Origin of the sequence: Plebeiibacterium marinum, from assembly GCF_026013615.1 — a bacterium.
In the GTDB taxonomy this organism is placed as follows: Bacteria; Bacteroidota; Bacteroidia; order Bacteroidales; family Marinilabiliaceae; genus Saccharicrinis; species Saccharicrinis marinus_A.
In genome coordinates this window covers 1-374 of sequence record NZ_JAPDPI010000159.1, presented here as the reverse complement: position 1 = coordinate 374, position 374 = coordinate 1, and the positions used below count along the sequence as shown (strand labels likewise).

Genomic DNA, 374 nt, shown 5'->3' with positions numbered 1-374 from the left:
CCTTCTGAATCACATACTTCATACACAAAACTATCTTCTCCAATAAAATCTTTATCTGGAGTGTAAGTATAAGTGCCATCAGCATTGATAACCAATTCTCCATTTGAAGGTTCGCTGACTGGTGTTGTATTAATGGTTAACTCGTCACCGTCCGCATCACTATCGTTTGATAAAATTGAATTACCATTTAATACGCTGTTTTCATCTACACTTGCAACATCATCAGTGGCAACCGGTGCATTATTATCAGCAATAGCATTGATAGTAATAACTACAGTAGCCTGATCGCAAGCTCCTTCTGAATCACATACTTCATACACAAAACTATCTTCTCCAATAAAATCTTTATCTGGAGTGTAAGTATAAGTGCCATC

At 36.6% G+C, this 374-nt stretch carries 1 protein-coding gene; it reads right to left on the bottom strand.

Annotated features, from left to right (window positions below):
* Window positions 1-374, bottom strand: a 374-nt coding sequence (locus OM074_RS21315; RefSeq protein ID WP_301202731.1) for an Ig-like domain-containing protein, incomplete at both ends; no start/stop codon positions are given.